General features: G+C 73.3%; 21 protein-coding genes. 17 read left to right on the top strand and 4 right to left on the bottom strand.

Annotated elements, in window-relative coordinates; all coding sequences use genetic code 11:
• Positions 1 to 43: 43 nt before the first annotated feature.
• The 8 genes from ABT127_RS09115 to ABT127_RS09150 all read left to right on the top strand — a co-directional run bounded on the left by ABT127_RS09115 (position 44) and on the right by ABT127_RS09150 (position 8,573).
• Complete coding sequence (locus tag ABT127_RS09115; protein WP_351446154.1) at positions 44 to 1,147, top strand: quinone-dependent dihydroorotate dehydrogenase; 1,104 nt, start codon at positions 44 to 46, stop codon at positions 1,145 to 1,147.
• Positions 1,144 to 1,992 (top strand): orotidine-5'-phosphate decarboxylase, encoded by an 849-nt coding sequence (gene pyrF, locus ABT127_RS09120; RefSeq protein ID WP_351446156.1) that lies wholly within the window; start codon positions 1,144 to 1,146, stop codon positions 1,990 to 1,992. Before ABT127_RS09115 ends, pyrF begins: the two co-directional genes overlap by 4 nt.
• A 274-nt stretch (positions 1,993 to 2,266) precedes the next feature.
• On the top strand, positions 2,267 to 2,590 hold the full coding sequence (locus ABT127_RS09125) for an integration host factor (protein ID WP_026246651.1): 324 nt from the start codon (positions 2,267 to 2,269) through the stop codon (positions 2,588 to 2,590).
• Positions 2,591 to 2,652: 62 nt separating this feature from the next.
• Positions 2,653 to 3,210 (top strand): guanylate kinase, encoded by a 558-nt coding sequence (gene gmk / locus ABT127_RS09130; RefSeq protein WP_351446158.1) that lies wholly within the window; start codon positions 2,653 to 2,655, stop codon positions 3,208 to 3,210.
• A 50-nt stretch (positions 3,211 to 3,260) separates the two neighbouring features.
• Positions 3,261 to 3,533: a DNA-directed RNA polymerase subunit omega gene (gene rpoZ, locus ABT127_RS09135; RefSeq protein ID WP_005319902.1), complete on the top strand. Its 273-nt coding sequence runs from the start codon at positions 3,261 to 3,263 to the stop codon at positions 3,531 to 3,533.
• A 106-nt stretch (positions 3,534 to 3,639) separates the two neighbouring features.
• Entirely contained in the window at positions 3,640 to 4,854 is a 1,215-nt protein-coding gene (coaBC, locus tag ABT127_RS09140; RefSeq protein WP_351446159.1) for a bifunctional phosphopantothenoylcysteine decarboxylase/phosphopantothenate--cysteine ligase CoaBC, read from the top strand.
• Between the two features lie 253 nt (positions 4,855 to 5,107).
• On the top strand, positions 5,108 to 6,316 hold the full coding sequence (gene metK, locus ABT127_RS09145; RefSeq protein WP_351446161.1) for a methionine adenosyltransferase: 1,209 nt from the start codon (positions 5,108 to 5,110) through the stop codon (positions 6,314 to 6,316).
• A 106-nt stretch (positions 6,317 to 6,422) separates the two neighbouring features.
• Positions 6,423 to 8,573, top strand: coding sequence for a primosomal protein N' (locus ABT127_RS09150; protein WP_351446163.1), 2,151 nt, complete (start codon positions 6,423 to 6,425; stop codon positions 8,571 to 8,573).
• Positions 8,574 to 8,670: 97 nt separating this feature from the next.
• On the opposite strand, the gene ABT127_RS09155 is transcribed toward ABT127_RS09150, so the two are convergent.
• A complete protein-coding gene (locus ABT127_RS09155) occupies positions 8,671 to 9,231 on the bottom strand; it encodes a hypothetical protein (protein ID WP_351446165.1) in 561 nt (186 codons plus the stop codon).
• 276 nt (positions 9,232 to 9,507) lie between these two features.
• On the opposite strand from ABT127_RS09155, the gene fmt reads away from it, so the two are divergent.
• From fmt to ABT127_RS09185, 6 genes are all read left to right on the top strand, one after another.
• Positions 9,508 to 10,437: a methionyl-tRNA formyltransferase gene (fmt, locus tag ABT127_RS09160; RefSeq protein WP_351446167.1), complete on the top strand. Its 930-nt coding sequence runs from the start codon at positions 9,508 to 9,510 to the stop codon at positions 10,435 to 10,437.
• Positions 10,438 to 10,540: 103 nt separating this feature from the next.
• Positions 10,541 to 11,998 (top strand): RsmB/NOP family class I SAM-dependent RNA methyltransferase, encoded by a 1,458-nt coding sequence (locus tag ABT127_RS09165; protein WP_351446169.1) that lies wholly within the window; start codon positions 10,541 to 10,543, stop codon positions 11,996 to 11,998.
• 146 nt (positions 11,999 to 12,144) lie between these two features.
• Positions 12,145 to 12,822 (top strand): ribulose-phosphate 3-epimerase, encoded by a 678-nt coding sequence (gene rpe, locus ABT127_RS09170; RefSeq protein WP_351446170.1) that lies wholly within the window; start codon positions 12,145 to 12,147, stop codon positions 12,820 to 12,822.
• A gap of 206 nt (positions 12,823 to 13,028) precedes the next feature.
• Positions 13,029 to 14,012, top strand: coding sequence for a sugar-binding transcriptional regulator (locus ABT127_RS09175; RefSeq protein ID WP_351446250.1), 984 nt, complete (start codon positions 13,029 to 13,031; stop codon positions 14,010 to 14,012).
• Positions 14,013 to 14,067: 55 nt separating this feature from the next.
• Positions 14,068 to 14,412, top strand: coding sequence for a guanyl-specific ribonuclease (locus tag ABT127_RS09180; RefSeq protein ID WP_502971661.1), 345 nt, complete (start codon positions 14,068 to 14,070; stop codon positions 14,410 to 14,412).
• On the top strand, positions 14,409 to 14,720 hold the full coding sequence (locus ABT127_RS09185) for a barstar family protein (protein WP_351446172.1): 312 nt from the start codon (positions 14,409 to 14,411) through the stop codon (positions 14,718 to 14,720). Before ABT127_RS09180 ends, ABT127_RS09185 begins: the two co-directional genes overlap by 4 nt.
• Before the next feature lie 56 nt (positions 14,721 to 14,776).
• Here the strand turns inward: ABT127_RS09185 and ABT127_RS09190 are convergent, their stop codons facing one another.
• From ABT127_RS09190 to ABT127_RS09200, 3 genes are all read right to left on the bottom strand, one after another.
• Entirely contained in the window at positions 14,777 to 15,331 is a 555-nt protein-coding gene (locus tag ABT127_RS09190; protein ID WP_351446174.1) for a DUF1097 domain-containing protein, read from the bottom strand.
• 81 nt (positions 15,332 to 15,412) lie between these two features.
• The gene (locus tag ABT127_RS09195; RefSeq protein ID WP_351446176.1) at positions 15,413 to 16,663 is read right to left on the bottom strand and encodes an amidohydrolase family protein; all 1,251 of its coding nucleotides are present in this window, start codon (positions 16,661 to 16,663) and stop codon (positions 15,413 to 15,415) included.
• Positions 16,660 to 17,724, bottom strand: a complete 1,065-nt coding sequence (locus ABT127_RS09200; RefSeq protein ID WP_351446178.1) for an acetamidase/formamidase family protein — start codon at positions 17,722 to 17,724, stop codon at positions 16,660 to 16,662. Before ABT127_RS09200 ends, ABT127_RS09195 begins: the two co-directional genes overlap by 4 nt.
• Positions 17,725 to 17,928: 204 nt before the next feature.
• Between ABT127_RS09200 and ABT127_RS09205 the strand changes: the two genes are divergently transcribed.
• The 3 genes from ABT127_RS09205 to ABT127_RS09215 all read left to right on the top strand — a co-directional run bounded on the left by ABT127_RS09205 (position 17,929) and on the right by ABT127_RS09215 (position 22,545).
• Positions 17,929 to 19,500, top strand: a complete 1,572-nt coding sequence (locus tag ABT127_RS09205; protein WP_351446180.1) for a PucR family transcriptional regulator — start codon at positions 17,929 to 17,931, stop codon at positions 19,498 to 19,500.
• A 100-nt stretch (positions 19,501 to 19,600) separates the two neighbouring features.
• Complete coding sequence (locus ABT127_RS09210) at positions 19,601 to 21,142, top strand: AllF/FdrA family protein (protein ID WP_351446181.1); 1,542 nt, start codon at positions 19,601 to 19,603, stop codon at positions 21,140 to 21,142.
• Positions 21,139 to 22,545 (top strand): YlbE family protein, encoded by a 1,407-nt coding sequence (locus tag ABT127_RS09215; RefSeq protein ID WP_351446183.1) that lies wholly within the window; start codon positions 21,139 to 21,141, stop codon positions 22,543 to 22,545. The genes ABT127_RS09210 and ABT127_RS09215 overlap by 4 nt, the downstream gene beginning before the upstream one ends.
• The last annotated feature ends 13 nt before the right edge of the window (positions 22,546 to 22,558 follow it).

The following is a 22,558-nucleotide window of genomic DNA, read 5'->3' on the forward strand; positions in this document are numbered from 1 at the left end:
TTCATGAGCCCACCGCCTCGCGCGCACCACTAGGACTTCAGTCATGTACAAGCTGTTCTTCAACCTCGTCTTCAAGCGCATGGACCCCGAGAAGGCCCACTACCTCGCCTTCCGCTGGATCCGCCTCGCGGCCCGCACCCCGGTCCTGCGCACCTTCGTGGCGGCCGCCCTGGCCCCCCGCCACAAGGAGCTGCGCACCGAGGCCCTCGGTCTCCGGATGCACGGGCCCTTCGGCCTCGCCGCCGGCTTCGACAAGAACGCCATCGCGATCGACGGCATGTCGATGCTCGGCTTCGACCACATCGAGATCGGCACCGTCACCGGCGAGCCGCAGCCCGGCAACCCCAAGAAGCGCCTCTTCCGCCTCGTGCAGGACCGCGCCCTCATCAACCGCATGGGCTTCAACAACGAGGGCTCGCTGGCCGTCGCCGCCCGGCTGGCCTCGCGCAACCCGGTCTTCAGGACCACGGTCGGCGTGAACATCGGCAAGACCAAGGTCGTCCCCGAGGCCGAGGCCGTCGGCGACTACGTGAAGTCCACCGAGCGGCTCGCCGCGTTCGCCGACTACCTCGTCGTGAACGTCTCGTCGCCGAACACGCCCGGCCTGCGCAACCTCCAGGCCACCGAGGCGCTGCGCCCCCTGCTGACCGCCGTGCGCGAGGCCGCCGACCGCACCGTGCGCGCGCGCCGCGTCCCCCTCCTGGTGAAGATCGCCCCCGACCTCGCCGACGAGGACGTCGACGCCGTCGCCGACCTGGCCGTCGAGCTGGGCCTGGACGGCATCATCGCCACCAACACGACGATCTCCCGCGAGGGCCTGAAGACCACGGGCGACGTCGTGAACGAGACCGGCGGCCTGTCCGGCGCGCCCCTCAAGGAGCGCTCCCTGGAGGTCCTCAGGCGCCTCTACGCGCGCGTGGGGGACCGGATCACCCTCGTCGGCGTCGGCGGCATCGAGAACGCCGAGGACGCCTGGCAGCGCATCCTCGCCGGGGCCACGCTCATCCAGGGCTACTCGGCCTTCATCTACGAGGGCCCGTGCTACGCCCGCGCGATCCACAAGGGCCTCGCCGCCCGCCTGAACAACTCCCCGTACGCCACGCTCGCCGACGCCGTCGGCGCCGATGTGAAGAAGGTGTCCGCATGACCGTCCTGGAGCCCTTCGGCGCACGTCTGCGCCGCGTCATGGACGAGCGCGGCCCGCTCTGCGTCGGCATCGACCCGCACGCCGCCCTCCTGGCCTCCTGGGGCCTGAAGGACGACATCGCGGGCCTGGAGGCCTTCACCCGGACCAGCGTCGAGGCGCTGGCGGAGACGGTCGCCGTGGTCAAGCCGCAGATGGCCTTCTTCGAGCGGTTCGGCTCACGCGGCGTCGCGGTCCTGGAGCAGGCGGTCGCCGACCTGCGCGCCGCCGGCACCCTCGTCGTCATGGACGCCAAGCGCGGCGACATCGGCTCGACCATGGCCGCGTACGCGCAGACCTACCTGCACCAGGACTCCCCGCTGTTCGTGGACGCCCTGACCGTGTCCCCGTACCTCGGCTACGGCTCGCTCAAGCCGGCCGTGGACCTGGCGCGCGAGTCCGGCGCCGGACTCTTCGTGCTGGCCCTGACCTCCAACCCGGAGGGCGGCGAGGTCCAGCACGCCGTGCGGGCCGACGGACGGAACGTGGGCGCCACGATGCTCGCGCACCTCGCCGAGGAGAACGCCGGCGCGGCCCCCATGGGCTCCTTCGGCGCGGTCGTCGGCGCGACCCTGGGCGACCTCTCCTCGTACGCGCTCGACATCAACGGCCCGCTCCTCGCGCCCGGCATCGGCGCGCAGGGCGCCACGGCGGCCGATCTTCCGGCCGTCTTCGGCTCCGCGGTCCACAACGTCGTACCGAACGTGAGCCGGGCCGTCCTGAAGGAAGGGCCCTCCGTGACGGCGCTGCGGGACGCGGCCGTGCGGTTCGCGGACGAGGTGCGTGAGGCGGTCGGGACCGCGAATTGAGGCTGCTCAGGGGTGGCACTGCGTGCCGACCTTTGGCCGAGCGTCCGAATCCTGACCGATTTAGCAGACGATATGCCCGAAATGCGCGGCCTGGGAGAGGCTGACCAGGACTTTTCCTCTGTTCTCGCTGACTCTGACCGCCGTGGCCGCTAGTCTCCGACGAGAGCGAACGGGCGAACGCAGGCAAGCGCGTTGCTCGTAGCTCACCAGGTGTGGGGCGACTAGGTTCCTCACCGGTCCGTATCCGACAGTTGACATCCGAGGTGACGTAGGCGTGGCTCTTCCGCCCCTTACCCCTGAACAGCGCGCAGCCGCGCTCGAAAAGGCCGCCGCGGCTCGCCGGGAGCGGGCCGAGGTCAAGAATCGACTCAAGCACTCCGGCGCCTCCCTGCACGAGGTCATCAAGCAGGGCCAGGAGAACGACGTCATCGGCAAGATGAAGGTCTCCGCCCTGCTCGAGTCCCTGCCGGGCGTGGGCAAGGTCCGCGCCAAGCAGATCATGGAGCGCCTCGGGATCTCCGAATCCCGCCGGGTCCGCGGTCTCGGTTCCAACCAGATCGCCTCCCTGGAGCGCGAGTTCGGCAGCACCGGCGCCTGAGTGACTCCGGACCGGCCCCGGGGCTGGTCCGGGCACTCCGGAACAACTGGAATAATCGCTGCATGAGTGAACGTCCGCGGCTGACCGTGCTCTCCGGCCCCTCCGGGGTCGGCAAGAGCACGGTCGTCGCTCATATGCGCAAGGAACACCCCGAGGTCTGGCTCTCGGTGTCGGCGACGACCCGCAAGCCGCGCCCGGGCGAGAAGCACGGAGTCCAGTACTTCTTCGTCACCGACGAGGAGATGGACAAGCTGATCGCCAACGGCGAGCTCCTTGAGTGGGCCGAGTTCGCGGGGAACCGCTACGGCACCCCGCGGCGTGCCGTCCTCGACCGCCTCGACGCGGGCGAGCCGGTGCTCCTCGAGATCGACCTCCAGGGCGCCCGCCTGGTCCGTGAGTCGATGCCCGAGGCGCAGCTGGTCTTCCTCGCCCCGCCGAGCTGGGACGAGCTGGTGCGCCGGCTCACCGGGCGCGGTACCGAGTCCGCCGAGGTGATCGAGCGCCGCCTCGACACCGCGAAGGTGGAGCTGGCCTCGGAGGCGGAGTTCGACACGACCCTTGTCAACACCTCCGTCGAGGACGTGGCCCGCGAGCTGCTAGCCTTGATGAAGGTCCTTTGATCTTTACCCCAGTCGGGACTCCGGTCCCGGCCCCCATCGGAAGGCAGAGAGTGTCCTCTTCCATCACCGCGCCCGAGGGCATCATCAACCCGCCGATTGATGAGCTGCTCGAAGCAACCGACTCGAAGTACAGCCTGGTCATCTACGCCGCCAAGCGCGCGCGTCAGATCAACGCGTACTACTCGCAGCTCGGTGAGGGCCTGCTCGAGTACGTCGGCCCGCTGGTGGACACCCACGTCCACGAGAAGCCCCTCTCGATCGCCCTTCGCGAGATCAACGCGGGTCTGCTGACGTCCGAGGCCATCGAGGGCCCGGCGCAGTAACACCCTCGTTCGTCGTCACCACAGGCCCGACAGCGCCGCTGTCGGGCCTGTGGTGTGTCATGGAGTCGTACGTTTCCTCGTACGCAGTGGAGTCAGGGGAGAGCCGGTGTCGTCGAAGCCGAAGGTCGTTCTGGGAGTCAGCGGCGGGATCGCCGCCTACAAGGCGTGCGAGCTGCTGCGTCGCCTGACGGAGTCCGGCCACGACGTACGCGTCGTGCCCACGGACTCGGCGCTCCACTTCGTCGGCGCCGCGACCTGGTCCGCGCTGTCCGGCAACCCGGTCTCCACCGAGGTCTGGGACTCCGTCCACGAGGTCCCGCACGTGCGGATCGGCCAGCACGCGGACGTGGTCGTCGTCGCCCCGGCCACCGCGGACATGCTCGCCAAGGCCGCCCACGGCCTCGCCGACGACCTCCTGACGAACACCCTGCTGACCGCCCGCTGTCCGGTGATCTTCGCGCCCGCCATGCACACCGAGATGTGGGAGCACCCGGCGACCCAGGAGAACGTCGCCACGCTGCGCCGCCGCGGCGCCCTCGTCATCGAGCCCGCCGTCGGCCGGCTCACCGGCGTGGACACCGGCAAGGGCCGCTTCCCCGACCCGGTCGAGATCTTCGAGTACGTGCGCCGGGTGCTCGCCCGCGGCGCCGAGGCCCCGGATCTGACCGGCCGGCACGTCGTCGTCAGCGCCGGCGGCACCCGCGAGCCCCTCGACCCGGTCCGCTTCCTCGGCAACCGCTCCTCCGGCAAGCAGGGCTACGCGCTCGCCCGCACCGCCGCCGCGCGCGGCGCCCGGGTCACGCTGCTGTCCGCGAACGCGGGCCTGCCCGACCCGGCCGGTGTCGACGTCGTCCACGTGGGCACCGCCGTCCAGCTGCGGGAGGCGGTCCTGAAGGCGGCCGCCGACGCCGACGCGGTCGTCATGGCGGCCGCCGTCGCCGACTTCCGCCCGGAGACGTACGCCACCGGGAAGATCAAGAAGAAGGACGGCGAGGAGCCCGCGCCGATCGTCCTCGTCCGCAATCCCGACATCCTCGCCGAGATCTCCGCCGGGCGGCCGCGCCCCGGCCAGGTGGTCGTCGGCTTCGCCGCCGAGACCGACGACGTCCTCGCCAACGGACGCGCCAAGCTCGCCCGCAAGGGCTGTGACCTGCTCGTCGTCAACGAAGTGGGGGAGCGCAAGACGTTCGGCGCGGAGGAGAACGAGGCCGTCATCCTCGGCGCCGACGGCCGTGAGACCCCGGTGCCCCACGGCCCCAAGGAAGCCCTCGCGGACCGGATCTGGGATGCCGTCGTGCCCCGGTTGCCCCACGAGGGATGAAAAAACGCTTTCGCCCCATTGGATGCATCGAAACCACGGAAACGCCGTAATTTCGGGCGTCCGGCACTCTTCCTAAGACCGATCGTCATATCGGAGAATGCGGTGTCGCAGGTCACAGCGCTCCCAGTAGGCGAGACACGTGGTCCGGCGAGCGAGCACGACCGATAAACTGTTTCCCGGACGTCGTCGGGCGCAGCTCCCGAACCCGTCCGCAAATGATCAGCCAGCAGCCGCTGCAACCACAGGGAGCGTTGTGTCCCGTCGCCTGTTCACCTCGGAGTCCGTGACCGAGGGTCACCCCGACAAGATCGCTGACCAGATCAGCGACACCATTCTCGACGCGCTGCTCCGCGAGGACCCCACGTCCCGCGTCGCCGTCGAGACGCTGATCACCACGGGCCTCGTGCACGTGGCCGGCGAGGTCACCACCAAGGCGTACGCGCCGATCGCGCAGCTCGTGCGCGAGAAGATCCTGGAGATCGGCTACGACTCGTCGAAGAAGGGCTTCGACGGCGCCTCGTGCGGCGTCTCCGTCTCGATCGGCTCGCAGTCCCCGGACATCGCGCAGGGCGTCGACACCGCGTACGAGAAGCGGGTCGAGGGCGATGACGACGAGCTCGACAAGCAGGGCGCGGGCGACCAGGGCCTGATGTTCGGCTACGCGTGCGACGAGACCCCGGAGCTGATGCCGCTCCCGATCCACCTCGCGCACCGCCTGTCGCGCCGCCTGTCCGAGGTCCGCAAGAACGGCACGATCCCCTACCTGCGCCCCGACGGCAAGACGCAGGTCACCATCGAGTACGACGGCGACAAGGCCGTCCGCCTCGACACGGTCGTGGTCTCCTCGCAGCACGCCTCCGACATCGACCTGGAGTCGCTGCTCGCTCCCGACATCCGCGAGTTCGTCGTCGAGCCGGAGCTGAAGGCGCTCCTGGACGACGGCATCAAGCTGGAGACCGAGGGCTACCGCCTGCTGGTGAACCCGACCGGCCGCTTCGAGATCGGCGGCCCGATGGGCGACGCCGGCCTCACCGGCCGCAAGATCATCATCGACACGTACGGCGGCTACGCCCGCCACGGCGGCGGCGCCTTCTCCGGCAAGGACCCGTCCAAGGTCGACCGCTCGGCCGCCTACGCCATGCGCTGGGTCGCCAAGAACGTCGTGGCCGCCGGTCTGGCCTCGCGCTGCGAGGTCCAGGTCGCGTACGCGATCGGCAAGGCCGAGCCGGTGGGTCTGTTCGTCGAGACGTTCGGCACGGCGACGGTCGACACCGACAAGATCGAGTCGGCGATCTCCGAGGTCTTCGACCTCCGTCCGGCCGCGATCATCCGCGACCTCGACCTGCTCCGCCCGATCTACTCCCAGACGGCCGCCTACGGCCACTTCGGGCGCGCGCTGCCCGACTTCACGTGGGAGAAGACCGACCGCGTCGACGCGCTGCGCAAGGCCGCCGGGCTGTAGGCCCCGCGTCCCCGCCCTGTGGGCCCGGTTCTCCTTCGGGAGAGCCGGGCCCGCTTGCTTTCCCGGACCCGGACCACTGTCGGTGCCCTCTGGTAGGAATGCACCTGTGAGCAGCGAGAACGGCAGGTCCGAGCGGGACGGCGGAGCGGAGGAGCCCGAGCAGCTCGCGCTGATCCGGGAGAGCGTGCGCCGGGCCAGGGCGCCGAAGGCCAAGCCGCGGACGTGGCGGGGGGCCGCGCTGGCCAAGGAGCTGCCCGTCGCGCGGGTCCTCGTCGACAAGGGGGTGCTGCATCTCGACCGGTACTTCGAGTACGCGGTGCCCGAGGAGCTGGACGCGGTCGCGCAGCCGGGGGTCCGGGTCCGGGTGCGGTTCGGAGCCGGGTCGAAGAACGTGCGGGACGGGCGGCGCGAGGGCGGCGGGCTCATCGACGGGTTCCTCGTCGAGCGGGTCGCCGAGGCCGAGTACCAGGGCCCCCTTGCCGCCCTGGCACAGGTCGTCTCACCCGAGCAGGTGCTCGGCCCGGAGCTGCTGGGGCTGACGCGGGCGGTGGCCGACCGGTACGCGGGGAGCCTCGCCGATGTGCTGCAACTGGCGATCCCGCCCCGGCACGCCAAGGCCGAGGCGCGCACGTTCCCGCCTCCGCCCGCGCCGCCCACGGCGCCCGAGCCCGGTTCCTGGCAGCGGTACGAGCGGGGGGCCGACTTCGTCGCCGCGCTCGCCGCGGGGGGCGCGCCGCGGGCCGTGTGGACCGCGCTGCCCGGTCCCGAGTGGGCCGAGGAGATCGCCCGGGCCGTGCGGGCCACCCTGGCCTCGGGGCGCGGGGCCCTGGTCGTCGTACCGACCGTGCGGCTCGCGGCCCGTGTCGACCGGGCGCTCCAGCAGGAGCTCGGGCCGGGACAGCATGCGCTGCTGACCGCCGAGGCCGGGCAGCAGCGGCGGTACTCGGAGTGGCTCGCCGTGCGGCGCGGGGTGGTGCGGGCCGTGGTCGGGACCCGGGCCGCCATGTTCGCTCCCGTACGTGATCCGGGGCTCGTCGTGGTGTGGGACGACGGGGACGCCCACCACAGCGACGACCATGCGCCGTTCCCGCACGTGCGGGAGGTCCTCGAACTGCGGGCCGCCCGGGACAAGTGCGCCTTCCTGGCCGGGAGTTGGAGCTGCACCGTCGAGGCCGCGCAGCTGGTGCGCAGCGGATGGGCCGCCGCGATCGCCGCTCCGCGGGCCGAGGTCCGGCGGGCCGCGCCGCTCGTGCGGACCGTCGGCGACCTCGATCTCGCGCGGGACGAGGCGGCGCGGGCGGCCCGGCTGCCCAGCATCGCGTGGGAGACGGCGCGGACGGCGCTGCGCGAGGGACCCGTCCTGGTGCAGGTGCCCCGGCGCGGATACGTGCCCCGGCTCGCCTGCCAGCGCTGCCGGGAGCCCGCCCGGTGCCGGGCGTGTGCCGGGCCGCTGGAGGCGCGGGAGGCGACCGGGGTGCTGGCCTGCGGCTGGTGCGGCCGCGAGGAGCCCGGCTGGAGCTGCGCCGAGTGCGGCGGCACCCGGCTGCGGGCCCAGGTCGTCGGCGCCCGGCGGACCGCCGAGGAACTGGGGCGGGCGTTCGCCGCCGTGCCGGTGCGGACGTCGGGGCGCGAGCAGGTGCTCGACACCGTCTCCGGGGAGCCGGCGCTCGTGGTGAGCACGCCGGGCGCCGAGCCGGTGGCCGAGGGGGGCTACGCGGCGGCCCTGCTGCTTGACGGCTGGGCCATGCTCGGGCGGCCCGATCTGCGGGCCGGTGAGGAGGCGCTGCGGCGCTGGATCGCCGCGTCCGCGCTGGTCAGACCCCAGGAGGCGGGCGGCACCGTCGTCGTCGTGGCCGAGCCGACGCTGCGGCCCGTGCAGGCGCTGGTGCGCTGGGACCCGGTGGGCCACGCGGTGCGGGAACTCGCCGACCGCGCCGAGCTGGGGTTCCCGCCCGTGTCACGGATGGCCGCGGTGAGCGGGGCGCCGGACGCGCTGGCCGCCTTCCTGGCGGCGGTCGAGCTGCCCGCGGACGCCGAGGTGCTGGGGCCCGTTCCGGTGCCCGAGAGCGGCGGCGGGGGGACACGCAGGCCGGGCGCGCCCCCGCCCGGTGAGCACTGGGAGCGGGCCCTCGTGCGGGTCCCGCCGGGCAGCGGCGCCGCCCTGGCGACCGCCCTCAAGCAGGCGCAGGCGGCACGGATGGCGCGCGGCGGGGTCGAGCCGGTGCGCGTGCGGGTGGATCCGCCCGACATCGGGTGACCCGGCGTCAGGCCCGGTTGCCGCACGGGCGTCAACATGGCGAGGCCTCCCCGGACATGAGGTGCGGGGAGGCTGCGTCGAACGGGGACCGGCCGTGTCAGCCGTTGCGCGGACCGGGGAAGGCGGTCGGCCGCGCCTCCTCGCGCAGACCCGAGCTGCCCGCGGTCGGCTGGGTCGGCATCGACCGGGCGGCGGGCACCGAGGGCAGCGGGCCCGTGGTCAGGGGCAGCGGCAGCGGCGGCCGGGGGGCGGTCGCGGTCGGGGTCGGGGTGTCGGTGGCGCGCTCGGCCTCGGCAGCGGCCTGGGTCGCGGCCCGGCGCGCCCCGTAACGGCGGTGCACCGCCTGCTTGGTGACTCCGAGCGCGGAGCCCACCGCGTCCCACGAGAATCCCAGCGAGCGGTCGAAGTCCACGGCCGCTGTCACCAGGGTCTCGACACTGTCCCGCAGCTCCTGGGCGAGGCGGACGGTCGGGGCGGGTGCCCTGCCGTAGACGACGAAGCCCGCGGAGGGGCCTGAGCGGCGCGGGCGGTAGACGTTGCCGAGCTGTGCGGTGAGGGTGCGCAGTGCGTCCACCTGCCGTCGGACCCGCTCGATGTCCCGCACAAGGAGGTGCAGGCTGGCCCGTGCCTGGGCGTCGTGGGTTGCGTGGTCGGCCATTTACAAGCCTCTCGAACCGGCGATGAAAGATGAGAATGATGGGCCGGTCACGCACCGAACGGCGACCGTGTCCGGCGACGATCGAGTGCTGACGGCCCGCTGACTGGTCAACTCTTTCTTGACCAACGCGCCATGCGGTGAGGGGTCACGCTGTTCGGGCGTATCCGCATATGCGCAGGGCGCACGTTCTGGCGTGCGCCCCATGCGTGTGTGCGAGCGGGCCCCCATAGACTGGTGCGCTGCCCGTCACCCCGCCCGAGAGGCCACGATCCACCGATGAAGCTCGTCTTCGCCGGCACCCCCGAGGTCGCCGTTCCCGCCCTGGACGCCCTGATCGCCTCCGACCGGCACGAGGTCGCCGCGGTCGTCACCCGGCCCGACGCCCCCGCCGGGCGCGGCCGCCGCCTGATCGCGAGCCCGGTCGCCGAGCGGGCCGAGGAGGCGGGCATCGAGGTGCTCAAGCCCGCCAAGCCCCGCGACGAGGAGTTCCTGGCCCGGCTGCGCGAGATCGGCCCGGACTGCTGCCCGGTCGTCGCCTACGGCGCGCTGCTGCCCAAGATCGCGCTCGACGTGCCCGCCCGCGGCTGGGTCAATCTGCACTTCTCGCTGCTGCCCGCCTGGCGCGGCGCGGCGCCCGTGCAGCACTCGATCATGGCGGGCGACGAGATCACCGGGGCGTCGACCTTCCTCATCGAGGAGGGACTCGACTCCGGACCCGTCTACGGCACGGTGACCGAGGCGGTCCGGCCCACGGACACCAGCGGGGACATGCTGACGCGGCTCGCGTTCGCCGGTGCCGGGCTGCTCGTCGCGACCATGGACGGGATCGAGGACGGGTCCGTGCTGGCCGTGCCGCAGCCCGTCGACGGCGTCTCCCTCGCCCCGAAGATCACTGTCGACGACGCCCGGATCGACTGGGTCGCGCCCGCGCTCCGCGTCGACCGCGTGGTGCGCGGCTGCACGCCCGCGCCCGGCGCCTGGACCGAGTTCCGCGGGGAGCGGCTCAAGGTCCGCTCCGCCACGTTGGCGGCGGACCGCACCGACCTGGCGCCGGGCGAGCTGGCCGTCGGCAAGAAGAATCTGTACGTCGGTACCGGCAGCCATGCCGTCGAGCTGCTCTGGGTGCAGGCCCAGGGCAAGAAGCCGATGGCGGCGGCGGACTGGGCGCGCGGGGTGCGGATCGCGGCGGGGGAGCGGCTGGGCTGAGCCCGGAGCGGCCCGGGAGGCGGCCGGGCCGTAGGCTGGGAGGGTTCACATCGGCGTACGCCCGTGTGCGTGACGCCCGTACGAATCCAGCAGCGGAGCACCTTTGAACGACCAGCCGACCTCGTCGAACCGTGGCGCAGGCAAGCCCGGCAAGCCCGGCAAGCCCGGCAAGCCCCACCGCCGTCCCAAGAAGGACCCGGTGCGCATCCTCGCCTTCGAGGTGCTGCGCGCGGTCGACGAGCGGGACGCGTACGCGAATCTCGTGCTGCCGCCGCTGCTCAAGAAGGCCCGCGCCAAGGGCGACTTCGACGGGCGGGACGCGGCGCTCGCGACCGAGCTGGTCTACGGGACGCTGCGGCGGCAGGGCACGTACGACGCGATCGTGGCGGCCTGCATCGACCGGCCGCTGCGTGAGGTCGATCCGCCCGTCCTGGACGTGCTGAACCTGGGTGTGCACCAGCTGCTCGGGACCCGGATCCCGACGCACGCCGCCGTCTCCGCGTCGGTGGAGCTGGCGCGGGTCGTGCTCGGCGACGGGCGGGCCAAGTTCGTCAACGCCGTGCTGCGGAAGGTCTCGCAGCACGATCTCGACGCCTGGCTGGAGCGCGTCGCGCCCCCGTACGACGAGGACCCCGAGGACCATCTCGCCGTCGTCCATTCGCATCCGCGATGGGTGGTGTCGGCGCTGTGGGACTCGCTGGGCGGAGGCCGCGCGGGGATCGAGGACCTGCTGGAGGCGGACAACGAACGGCCCGAGGTGACGCTCGTGGCACGCCCCGGCCGGACCACCGCCGAGGCCGTCCTCGCCGAGGTCGGTGAGGAGTCGGGGCTGCCCGGACGCTGGTCGCCGTATGCCGTGCGGCTCGCCGAGGGCGGCGAACCGGGGGCGTTCGATGTCGTCAGGACCGGCCGCGCCGGAGTGCAGGACGAGGGCAGCCAGCTGGTCGCGCTCGCGCTCGCGAACGCCCCGGTCGAGGGCTCCGACCGCACGTGGCTCGACGGGTGCGCCGGGCCGGGCGGCAAGGCCGCCATGCTCGCCGGGCTCGCCGCCGAGCGCGGCGCCGTGCTCCTCGCCTCCGAGAAGCAGCCGCACCGGGCCGGACTCGTCGGCAAGGCGCTGGCCGGGAACCCGGGGCCGTACCAGGTGATCGCGGCGGACGGGACCCGGCCGCCGTGGCGGTCCGGGACGTTCGACCGCGTCCTCATGGACGTGCCCTGCACCGGCCTCGGCGCCCTGCGCCGGCGGCCCGAGGCGCGCTGGCGGCGGCGGCCGGAGGACCTGGACGGGTTCGGGCCGCTCCAGCGGAGCCTGCTGCGGACGGCGCTCGACTCCGTGCGGGTCGGGGGTGTCGTGGGGTACGCGACGTGCTCGCCGCACCTCGCCGAGACGCGGGCCGTCGTCGACGACGTGCTGAAGTCGGTCGGCGGGGCCGAACTCATCGACGCGCGGCCGCTGTTGGAGGGTGTGCCGGGGCTGGGGGACGGGCCCGATGTGCAGTTGTGGCCGCATCTGCACGGGACCGACGCGATGTATCTGGCGTTGATCCGGCGGACCGCCTAGGAACGTGCGGGTGGGTGGGGGCGAGGTCCTGGGGCTCCGCCCCGGGCCCCGGTCCTCGAACGCCGGACGGGCTCGAACGGTCCGCGAATGCGGGACCGGTCCGGACCGAGGAGGGAAAGCGGCCGTGGGCATGGCAGTCTTGGGGCATGGCCGTTCAGATCAACCCCAGCATCCTCTCCGCGGACTTCGCGCGCCTGGCCGACGAGGCACAGGCGGCGGCGGGCGCCGACTGGCTCCACGTCGATGTCATGGACAACCACTTCGTCCCGAACCTCACCCTGGGAGTGCCGGTCGTAGAGTCCCTGGCGCGGGCGACGGACATCCCGCTGGACTGCCATCTGATGATCGAGAATCCCGATCGCTGGGCTCCCCAGTACGTCGAGGCGGGGGCCGGATCCGTCACCTTCCACGCCGAGGCCGCCCACGCGCCCGTACGGCTCGCCCGTGAGATCCGCGCCAAGGGCGCCCGCGCCTCGATGGCGCTCAAGCCGGCGACGCCCATCGAGCCGTACGAGGATCTGCTCCCCGAGCTCGACATGCTGCTGATCATGACGGTTGAGCCCGGGTTCGGCGGGCAGGCCTTCCTGGACATCATGCTGCCGAAGATCCGCCGGACGCGTGAGCTGATCTCCAAGCACGGTCTCGAGCTGTGGCTGCAGGTCGACGGCGGGGTCTCCGCGTCGACCATCGAGCGGTGCGCGGAGGCGGGGGCGGACGTGTTCGTCGCCGGTTCGGCCGTATACGGGGCGAGCGACCCGGCCGAGGCGGTCCGGGGCCTGCGCGAGCAGGCGGCGTCGGCGTCGACCTGGGCATGCGGACACTGAGCCACGGTTCCGTGAACGGCGTTCCATCGGGGCTGATCGAGTCCGCGGGATCTGCAAGGATGAACGGCGTATCCAGGTTGTGAACAGAAGAGTGTGCGGTGGGCGCGGTATCAGTGCTTGTGTCCACAGTTGTCGTGTGAGTCGTGAAGAAGAGCAGTGAGGAGATCGCCGTGTCCGCATCATCGGCGGGACGCGCAGCCCTGCGGATGGGACCCGCGGAGCTGATGCAGGCGGCGGCCATGGCCCGTCGCTTCTATCTGGAGGGCAAGTCCAAGATCCAGATCGCCGAGGAGTTCGGCGTCAGCCGCTTCAAGGTGGCCCGGGTCCTGGAGACCGCCCTGGAGCGAGATCTCGTGCGCATCGAGATCCGGGTCCCGGCCGAGCTGGACGCCGATCGTTCCGACGCGCTGCGCGCGCGGTACGGACTGCGGCACGTGGTGGTCGTCGAGTCGCCGGCCGAGGCCGAGGAGTCGCCCGACCCGGAGAACCTGGGCGAGGTCGCCGCCGATCTCCTGGGCGAGCTGGTCACCGAGGGCGACGTCCTGGGTCTCGCGTGGGGCCGCTCCACCATTCACATGGCCGCCGCTCTCGACCGGCTGCCGCCGTGCACCGTCGTGCAGCTGACCGGTGTGTACGACGCCGGGACCGCCGAGCGCGGCTCCGTGGAGGCCGTGCGGCGGGCCGCGCAGGTCTCGGGCGGGGACGCCCACCCCATCTACGCGCCGATGCTGCTGCCGGACGCCGCGACCGCCGGGGCGCTGCGCCACCAGACCGGCATCGCCCGCGCCTTCGAGTACTTCGACAAGGTCACCGTGGCGTGCGTGTCCATCGGCTCCTGGGAGCCGGGCATCTCCACCGTGCACGACATGCTCAGCGACGAGGAGCGCGCGCACTACGCGTCGCTGGGCGTCGCGGCCGAGATGTCGGCCCACCTGTTCGACGCCCAGGGGCGCCGGGTCGGCCGGGACCTCGGCGAGCGCTGCATCACGGTGGAGGCGGACCGGCTGCGTCGCATACCGGAGGTCGTCGCGATCGCGGGCGGGCAGCGGAAGGCTGCCGCCATCGATGCCGTGCTGCGGTCGGGGCTGGTGACCAGTCTGGTCACCGACACGTCCGCGGCCGATTTTCTGCTGACAGCGGGGCCGACGCCGAAGCCCGCGTTGCAGCGCGCCGATCCCGACGGAGTGTGAGGTCGCGGGGCTCCGCCCCGGGCCCCGCTCCTCAATCGCCGGAGGGGCTTGATCCGTGGCTCGTCGTCTCCTTTGCCTGCTGCTGGCCTGCTGTGCCCTTCTCGTGGGGTGCTCCGAATCCGGCATGGGCACCGTGCAGGCGAGCCGGCTGCCCGTCGAGGCGCGGCGGACGCTCACCCTCATCGATCAGGGCGGGCCGTTCCCGTACGAGAAGGACGGCAGCGTCTTCGGGAACTACGAGCACGAGCTGCCCGAGCACCGGCGCGGCTACTACCACGAGTACACCGTGCCCACCCCGGGCTCGCGCGACCGTGGTGCCCGGCGCATCGTCACCGGTGACGCGAGGGAGACGTACTACACCGATGACCACTACGAGTCGTTCAAGGAAGTGCTGCGATGAGCGCGCGCGGTGACTGGACGGTCCGCGTCCTCGACCTCGACGGGGCCGTGGACAAGGCCGCCCTCATGGACCGCTGCGCCGCCGCCCTCGACCTGCCCCGGTGGTTCGGGCGGAACTGGGACGCACTGGCCGACGCGCTCGGCGACCCCGGACAGCTGCCGGAGGAGGCCGCCGAGCGCGGACTGCTGCTCGTCGTCACCGGATGGCGGGAGTACGCGCGGCGGGAGCCCGGCCAGTGGGAGATCGCCCAGGAGATCTTCGAGCAGGCCGGAGCGGTGCGCGTGGCCCTGGCGCTCGGCCCCCTCTAGGGCGTGTGTCGAAAGTCCCGCCCTCCGGGCGGACGACGGGACTTTCGACACACGCCCTAGGCCTGCCGCACCGGCTCGGTCCCGGGGGCGGCCGAGGAGCGGGGAGCGTCCGCCGTCGCGAAGGTCAGCTTCGTCGACAGGTACGCGAAGACCGGTCCCAGGGCGTTCATCGCGACGACGCTGAGCCAGGCCACCCACACGTTCCCCGGGTCGTGGCCGAAGCCGCCGAAGTACGTGGCGAAGTAGCAGGCGAACCCGAAGAACATGCCGGGGATCAGGGCAAGGGCCTTCAGCCGGCCCGCGTACATCAAGGCGCTGTTGACGACCAGGATGACCAGCGCCTGGAACGTGTTGCGGGCCCACTGGCCGTCGCCGAACGCCCCGCCCGCGTGGTTCTCGATCACCACGATGACCAGGGCGAACGTCGAGCCCGCGGGCATCGCGAACCACAGCTTCCTGGCGTTCGCCAGGCTCGGGCCGCCCAGCAGGAAGGTGCCCGCCCACGAGATGAAGATCGCCCAGGGCGGCAGATGGAGCGCGTTGCCGCCGATGAACGCCGTGAGGCCGGCGAGGACGGAGGCGACGATTTCGTGCGGGAGGCGTTCGCGCATGAGGACTCCTTGGCGGAGGGGAGGGGTGGGATGCGTGCGCGGGTGCCGTGCGGGTGCGGGTGAGCGGTCGGCCCATGGGGCTCAGGGGGCCAGTAGTTCCGATGTGCGGGTGGTGCGCGCCACGATCCGGCCCGCCTTGATCACGTAGGCGCGGTCGGGGCGGTCCAGGACGATGTCGTCGTACGTGGTCGAGTCCAGGACCACCAGATCGGCGCGGGCGCCGGGGCGCACGCCGTAGGTGTCGGCGGTGCCCGTGACCCGGGCCGCGTCGTGGGTGACCATGCGCAGGATCCGGGCCAGGTCGGCGGGGCCCGACAGATGGCCGGTCTGGGCGAGCAGCAGCGCGGTGTCCAGGGCGTCGGCGCTGCCGTACGGGGTGAAGGCGTTGCGGATGTTGTTCGAGGAGCAGGCGGTGAGGACGCCCGCGTCCCACAGCTCGCGCACCGGGGCGATGCCGCGGCGGACGGCCGTGGAGTCGTGCCGGCCGCCGAGGTACAGGTCGGTGGCGGGGAGCGGGACCACGGCGACGCCCGCGTCGGCGAGCGCGGCCAGCGCACGGCCGCGGTCGGCGGGCGGACGGCCCGCGAGGGAGGTGGCGTGGCCCAGCGCGACCCGCCCGGACAGGCCGCGGCGCGCCGTCCCCTCCGCGATGAACTCGGCGAGCGCGTACCGGGGATCGCTCGCGTCGTCCGCGAAGTCCGCGTGCAGATCCGCGGGCAGACCGTGCTCCACCGCGAGATCCAGGACGAGGTCGACATGGCGGCGGGCGTCGGCGAGGGAGTCCTCGTTGTACGGGCAGCCGCCGACGACGTCCGCGCCGGCCGCCACGGCTGCGGTCAGCAGCTTCTCGGTGCCGGGGGAGCGGAAGATGCCCTCCTGCGGGAACGCCACGATCTGGAGGTCCACCAACGACCGGTAGGTCTCCCGGAGTTCGAGCAGCACCTCGACGCCGAGCAGGCCAGCGAGGGGGTCGACGTCGGGGTGGGCGCGGATCAGGGTCGTGCCGTTGCGGACCGCCGTCTCCAGGACCGTACGGGCCCGGTCGCGGACGCCGTCGCGGGTGAAGGACCGCTTCAGCTCGCCGGTCACCGCGATGGCGCCGGCCAGGGTGCCGTCGGGGTTCGGCCGGACGGAGTCCAACAGCGCCTTGTCCAGGTGCAGATGGGGTTCGACGAAGCCGGGCAGGACGATGCGGCCCGCGCAGTCGACGGTCTCGTCGGCCGTCGTGTCGGGGACGGTACCGATGGTGTGGATGATTCCGTCGGCGAGGAGGAGGTCGCAGGGGGTTGCCGCGTCCTCGACGCGGGCCCGGCGCAGGATCAGCCGGCTCACCGGGCACCCCCGGAGCCGAAGTCGGCCTTGCGGATCAGGCAGTGCACGCCCTGCACCTGGTCGACGACCTGGGAGACCTCGAAGTCGGCGGCGGCGCTCAAGTAGGCGTAGGCGGCATGCGGTTCCATGCCGAAGCGGTCGGTGAGGAAGGCGAGGGCGGAGCGCACCGCGGCCTTCATGGCGAGGTTCAGGTCCTCGTGCAGGCCGATGGGGATCCAGTGGCGGTCGGTCTCGCCGAACGGTTCGGCGAGGGTCGCGGCGGCGGCGCGGGCCCGCGCGCCCTTGAGGACGGTGAGCCGGAACGTCGCGCGCAGCGGCGCCTCGAACGCGGTGAGGGCGACCTCGCCGTTGCCCTGGGCGTAGTGCGGATCGCCGGTGTGGAAGCCCGCGCCCTCGGTCTGCACCGGCAGGTAGACGGTCGCGCCGGAGCCGAGGTGCTTCACGTCGATGTTGCCGCCGTGCCGGCCCGGCGGAACGCTGTGCGCGGGCTCGGCGGTGTCCGTGGCGACGCCCATGATGCCCAGGAACGGCTGGAGCGGGAAGCGGGCCGCGCGGTCGCTGCCGTAGCGGATGACGCCGGACCCGCCCTCCACCGCGCAGAACGTGAACTCCGGCCCGTCGAGCGCGAATTGCTCCGGCAGTGCGCCGCGCCCGTGGCGGCTGGAGACCAGGCCGTAGTCGGCGCGGCGGTGCAGCGCGAGGACGTCGACGCGCAGCAGGTCGCCCGGTTCGGCGCCGCGCACGTGCACCGGCGCGGACACCACGTGCGGGCCGTCGCGGTCCGCGTCGCGCAGGTGCGGGGTCTTGGCGAGCAGCCGGGCGTCGGACAGGACGTCTCCGGCGGCGACGCCGTACCGGCCGAAGAACTCCACCGGATCGCTGCCCTGGTCCTCCAGGATGCCCTCGTGCGACACCGTGTCGAAGGTGACGGTCGCGCCGGAGTCGAGGGTGAGGGCTGCGGGGGTGGCGCCGCAGGGGAGCCTGCCCCACAGGACGTGTTCCGGGGTGGCCTCCAGATAGTGTGCGCCGTCGATCGGGCCCTGCCCGGATTCCAGAGTCACTGCGGCCTCCCAGCCGTGCGCGGTCCCGAGATCATGCGGTCAAGGTAGGCGCGGCGCTCCGGGGCGTCATGGGCAGCGGACGCCAGGAAGTCGGGCCCCGCGCTGACATCGGATGACAACGCTTCCGACATGCCCGGCCGGGACACACGGAAGTAACGCGCGGTGTCTTACGGATGGCATCGGGCGGTCGCATAGTGACTGGACATGACAGGTATCGGCACCGGTACGGGCCAGGCCCGCGGCCACGATCTCTCGGCGGGGCTCACCGTGCGCGAGGCGCTCGACCTGCCGTGCCTGGGCGGCGCCCGGCTCGTCGCCGGAGCCCGCGGCGGGGCGCGCCGCATCCGCGTCGTCAACATCATGGAAGTACCGGACATCGTGCGCTGGATGCGCGGCGGTGAACTGCTGCTCACCACCGCCTACGCGGTCCGTGACGACCGGGCGGCGCTCACCGCCCTCGTGCCCACCCTCGCCGGGCGCGGGCTCGCCGCGCTCGGTGTCAAGGTCGGCCCCTACCTGCCCGAACTCCCGCCGGACATGCTGGCGTTGGGGGACCGGCTCGGCTTCCCGGTGATCGCGCTGCCCGGCGACGTCATGTTCAACGACATCCTCTCCGAGGTCCTCGGCACCGTCCTGAACCGGCACGCGCTGGAGCTGGAGCAGTCCCGCGCCCTGCACGAGCGGCTCACCGCGGTCGCCGTCGAGGGCGGCTCCTACCAGGAGCTGATGAACGTACTCCTGGAACTGTCCGGCTGCGCGGCCGCCGTCCACGACTCGCAGGGCGGCGTCCTCGCCTCGGCCGGCGCCCCGCCGCGCGACGTGCCCGCCACCGCCACCCGGCCCCTCGACACCGGCCTGCGGCGCGGCGGCGCCGTCGCACTGTGGGCCGAGGGCGGGGCCCGGCTCACCCCGCACCAGCGGATGGCGCTCGACCACGCCACCACCGTCGCCTGCATGATCGCCGCCCAGGAGCAGGCCGCCGCCAGCCGCCAGCAGCACTACCGGACCACGCTGCTGACGGACCTGGTCTCCCGCGCGCCCCGGGACCGCGCCGACACCCTGAGCCGGGCCGCCGCGCTCGGCTGGAACCTGCGGCTGCCGCGCGCCGCCGTACTCCTGGAGGCGACGGCCGCCGACGGCTCCGCACCCCTGCCCGGACCGCTCTTCGAGGAACGCCTGCTGAGCCTGGTGCGCTCCGCTGCCGGGCCACAGGCGCTGCTGTGGGGCAACCAGACCGGCCTCGCGGGGCTCCTCGAACCCGGCGACTCGCTCCCCGCCCGCTGCCAGGCCCTGCACACCGCCGTCACCGCCGCCCACCCGGACTGGAACGTGGTCGTCGCCGCCGGTACCGAACAGAGCGACTTCGCCGCCTACCACCGCAGCTACGAGGAGGCCGTGCAGACCCTCGGGCTCGGCCGCGAGGTGCACGGCGACGACTTCGTGCGGACCTACGCGGACATGGGCGTCTACCGGCTGCTCGGCCAGGTGCCCGACACCGAGCTGCACCGCATGGTCGACGACGCGCTCGGCCCGCTCATCGACCACGACGCCCGTACGGACGGCGCCCTCGTCGAGACCCTCGGCGCCTATCTGCTCCACGACCGCAACGGCGTCGCCGCCGCGGCCCGGCTGCACATCCACTACAACACCCTGCGCTACCGGCTGCGCCAGATCGAACGCCTCACCGGCGGCCTGGAGCGGCACGCCATGGCCCGCCTGCAGACCGAACTCGCCGTGTACGCCCAGCGGTTGCTCGCGGTGCGGGAGAGCGGCTGAGGGCCGCGTCAGGCCTTGTCATCCGGTGCCGGTAAACCCACGGGGGCACTGGCAACGAGAGCCATGTCCCGGGGCCGCGCGCCCTGCCTACAGTCGGCCCATGGTGCTGCGAAACGCCGTGCACAACGACCTGTACGCCGACTCCGTCGCCCTGATGAGAGTGGCCGCGCGCCTCGCCGGATCTCCCGGCGTGGACGCCGCCGGCCTCGTCATGGGCACCCCCGCCAACCGCGAAGTCCTCGCCGACGCCGAGCTGTTGGGCGAGGAGGGACGCCTCGCCACCCCCAACGACCTGATCGTCGCCGTGCGCGGCACCCCCGACGCCGTGGAGCGCGCCCTGGCCGAGGCCGTCACCGCGCTGCGCGACACCGGCGGTCCCTCCGACGACACCGCCGCGTCCACCGCGCCGCGGCCGCGCTCGCTGGCCGCCGCACCCGCCGACGCCGACCTGGCCCTGATCTCCACCCCCGGCGCCTACGCGGCCGCAGAAGCCCGCAAGGCGCTCCGCCGCGGCCTGCACGCCTTCGTCTTCAGCGACCACGTGCCGCTCGACGACGAGGTGGCGCTGAAACAGGAGGCCGCCCGCCGCGGCCTGCTCGTGATGGGCCCCGACTGCGGCACGGCCGTCATCGGCGGCGTCCCCCTGGGCTTCGCCAACGCCGTCCGGCGCGGCACCATCGGCCTCACCGGCGCCTCCGGCACCGGCCTGCAACAGGTGTCGACGCTGCTGCACGCCCTGGGCGCGGGGGTCAGCCACATCATCGGCACCGGCAGCCGTGACGTGAGCGAGGCCGTCGGCGGCCTGACGACCCGGGCCGCGCTCGACGCGCTCGCCGCCGACCCGGGCACCGACTCCGTCGTCCTCGTCTCCAAACCGCCCGCGCCCCGCGTCGCCGAGCGGCTGCTCGCCCGGATCGGCGAGCTGGGCAAGCCAGCCGTCGTCTGCTTCCTCGGCTGGGACCCCGCGGGAGTGCCGGTGCCGCCCGGCGTCACCCTCGCCCCGACCCTGTACGAGGCCGCGCGCGCCGCGGCGGAACAGGCCCTGGGACACCCGGTCCCCGCCGAACCCGTACCCGCGCCGCCCGCGCCGCCGCCCGGCCGCCGACTGCTGCGCGCCCTGTACACGGGCGGCACCTTCGCCCACGAGGCGGAACTGCTGCTCGGCCCCGTGCTCGGGCCGCTGGACCGCACCGCCGGGCGGCCCGGCGCACCGCCCGCGCTGCCGCCCCGCCACCTCGTCCTCGACCTCGGCGACGACGCCTACACCGCGGGCCGCCCGCACCCGATGATCGACCCGGCGGTGCGCGCGGCCTGGCTGCGGGCGGCGCTCGCCGATCCGGCCGCCGCCGTGGTCGTGCTCGACCTCGTCATCGGCCACGGCGCCGCCCCCGACCCGGCCGCCGCCGTCGCCGAAACCCTGGCCGGGACCGGCCCCGACCGGCCCGCCGTGCTCTGCTTCGTCGTCGGCACCGACGACGACCCGCAGCGGGCGGGCGCCCAGCGCCGCGTGCTGCGGGAGGCGGGCGCCGAGGTCGTCGGCAGCAGTACGCAGGCGGCCCTCGCCTGCGCCCGCCTGCTCGGCGGGGAGCGGACCGCGCGGCCGCCCGCGCCGCGCCCCGCCATGATCGGAGGCCCCGCATGACCCCGTCCGCCCGCCCGCTGCTCGCCGCCCCGCCGCACGTCGTCAACGTGGGCGTCGAGGAGTTCGCCGCGGCGCCGCGCACCGCCGGGGCGACCGTCACCCAGATCGACTGGCGGCCGCCCGCCGCCGGGGACGCCCGCCTCGCCGCCAAACTCGCCCGGCTCACCGCCCGCCCCGACATCGAGGCCGCCAACGCGACCGCGCTTGCGCGCGTCCTGGACGTACAGCCGCTGTGGACCGACGTCCGGGCGGCCGGTGAGCTGATTCCCGAACTCGCGGGCGAGCGCATGCTGTTGCACGCCGGGCCGCCCGTCGCCTGGGAACGGATGTGCGGACCCATGCGGGCCGCCGTCGTCGGCGCGGCCCTCCTCGAAGGCTGGGCCGCCACCGAGGACGAGGCGCTCCGGCTCGCCGGATCCGGCGCCGTCCGCTTCGCGCCCTGCCACCACCACGACGCGGTCGGCCCGATGGCGGGGATCGTCTCCGCGTCCATGCCGCTGATGGTCGTGGAGGACCGGGCGAGCGGACTGCGCGCGTACTCCAACCTCAACGAGGGGCAGGGGCGTTGCCTGCGGTACGGCGCGCTCGGCGACGACGTGCTGCGGCGGCTGCGCTGGATGGGGGAGCGGCTCGGACCCGCGCTGCGCGCGGCACTGCGCTCCCTGCCCGAACCGGTCAACCTCCGTACCGTCACCGCCCAGGCGCTCCAGATGGGCGACGAGTGCCACAGCCGCAACACCGCCGCCAGCGCCCTGCTCACCCGGGAGCTCGCCGCCGCCCTCGCCCGCCACGCGGACCTCGGCGGCATCGAGGCGCTCGACTTCCTGCGCGACAACAACTACTGGTTCCTGAACTTCTCCATGGCGGCCAGCAAGCTGGCGCTCATGGCCGGGCACGGTGTGGAGCACTCCACCCTCGTCACCGCCTTCGCCCGCAACGGCGTCGACGTCGGCATCCGGGTCAGCGGCCTCGGCGACGCCTGGTTCACGGCGCCCGCCGCGCCCGTCGACGGGCTGTACTTCGCCGGGTACGGTCCGGACGACGCCAACCCCGACGTCGGCGACAGCGCGATCACCGAGACCCACGGCCTCGGCGGGTTCGCCCTCGCGGCCGCCCCGGCGATCGTCGGCTTCGTCGGCGGCACCCCTGAGCGGGCCCGCCGGGTCAGCGAGGAGATGGCGGCGATCACCCTCGGCCGGCACCGCGACTACCGGCTCTCCGGGCTCGACTTCGCGGGCAGCCCGGTCGGCATCGACGTGCGCAAGGTCGTCGACACCGGACTCGAACCCGTCGTCACCACCGGCATCGCCCACCGCGAGCCCGGCATCGGCCAGATCGGCGCCGGCCTCACCCACGCGCCCCTGAGCTGCTTCACCGGGGCGCTGGACGCCTTCCCCGAATGACCGCCCCGACCTG

The organism is Streptomyces sp. NPDC001904 (assembly GCF_040297005.1).
In the GTDB taxonomy this organism is placed as follows: domain Bacteria; phylum Actinomycetota; class Actinomycetes; order Streptomycetales; family Streptomycetaceae; genus Streptomyces.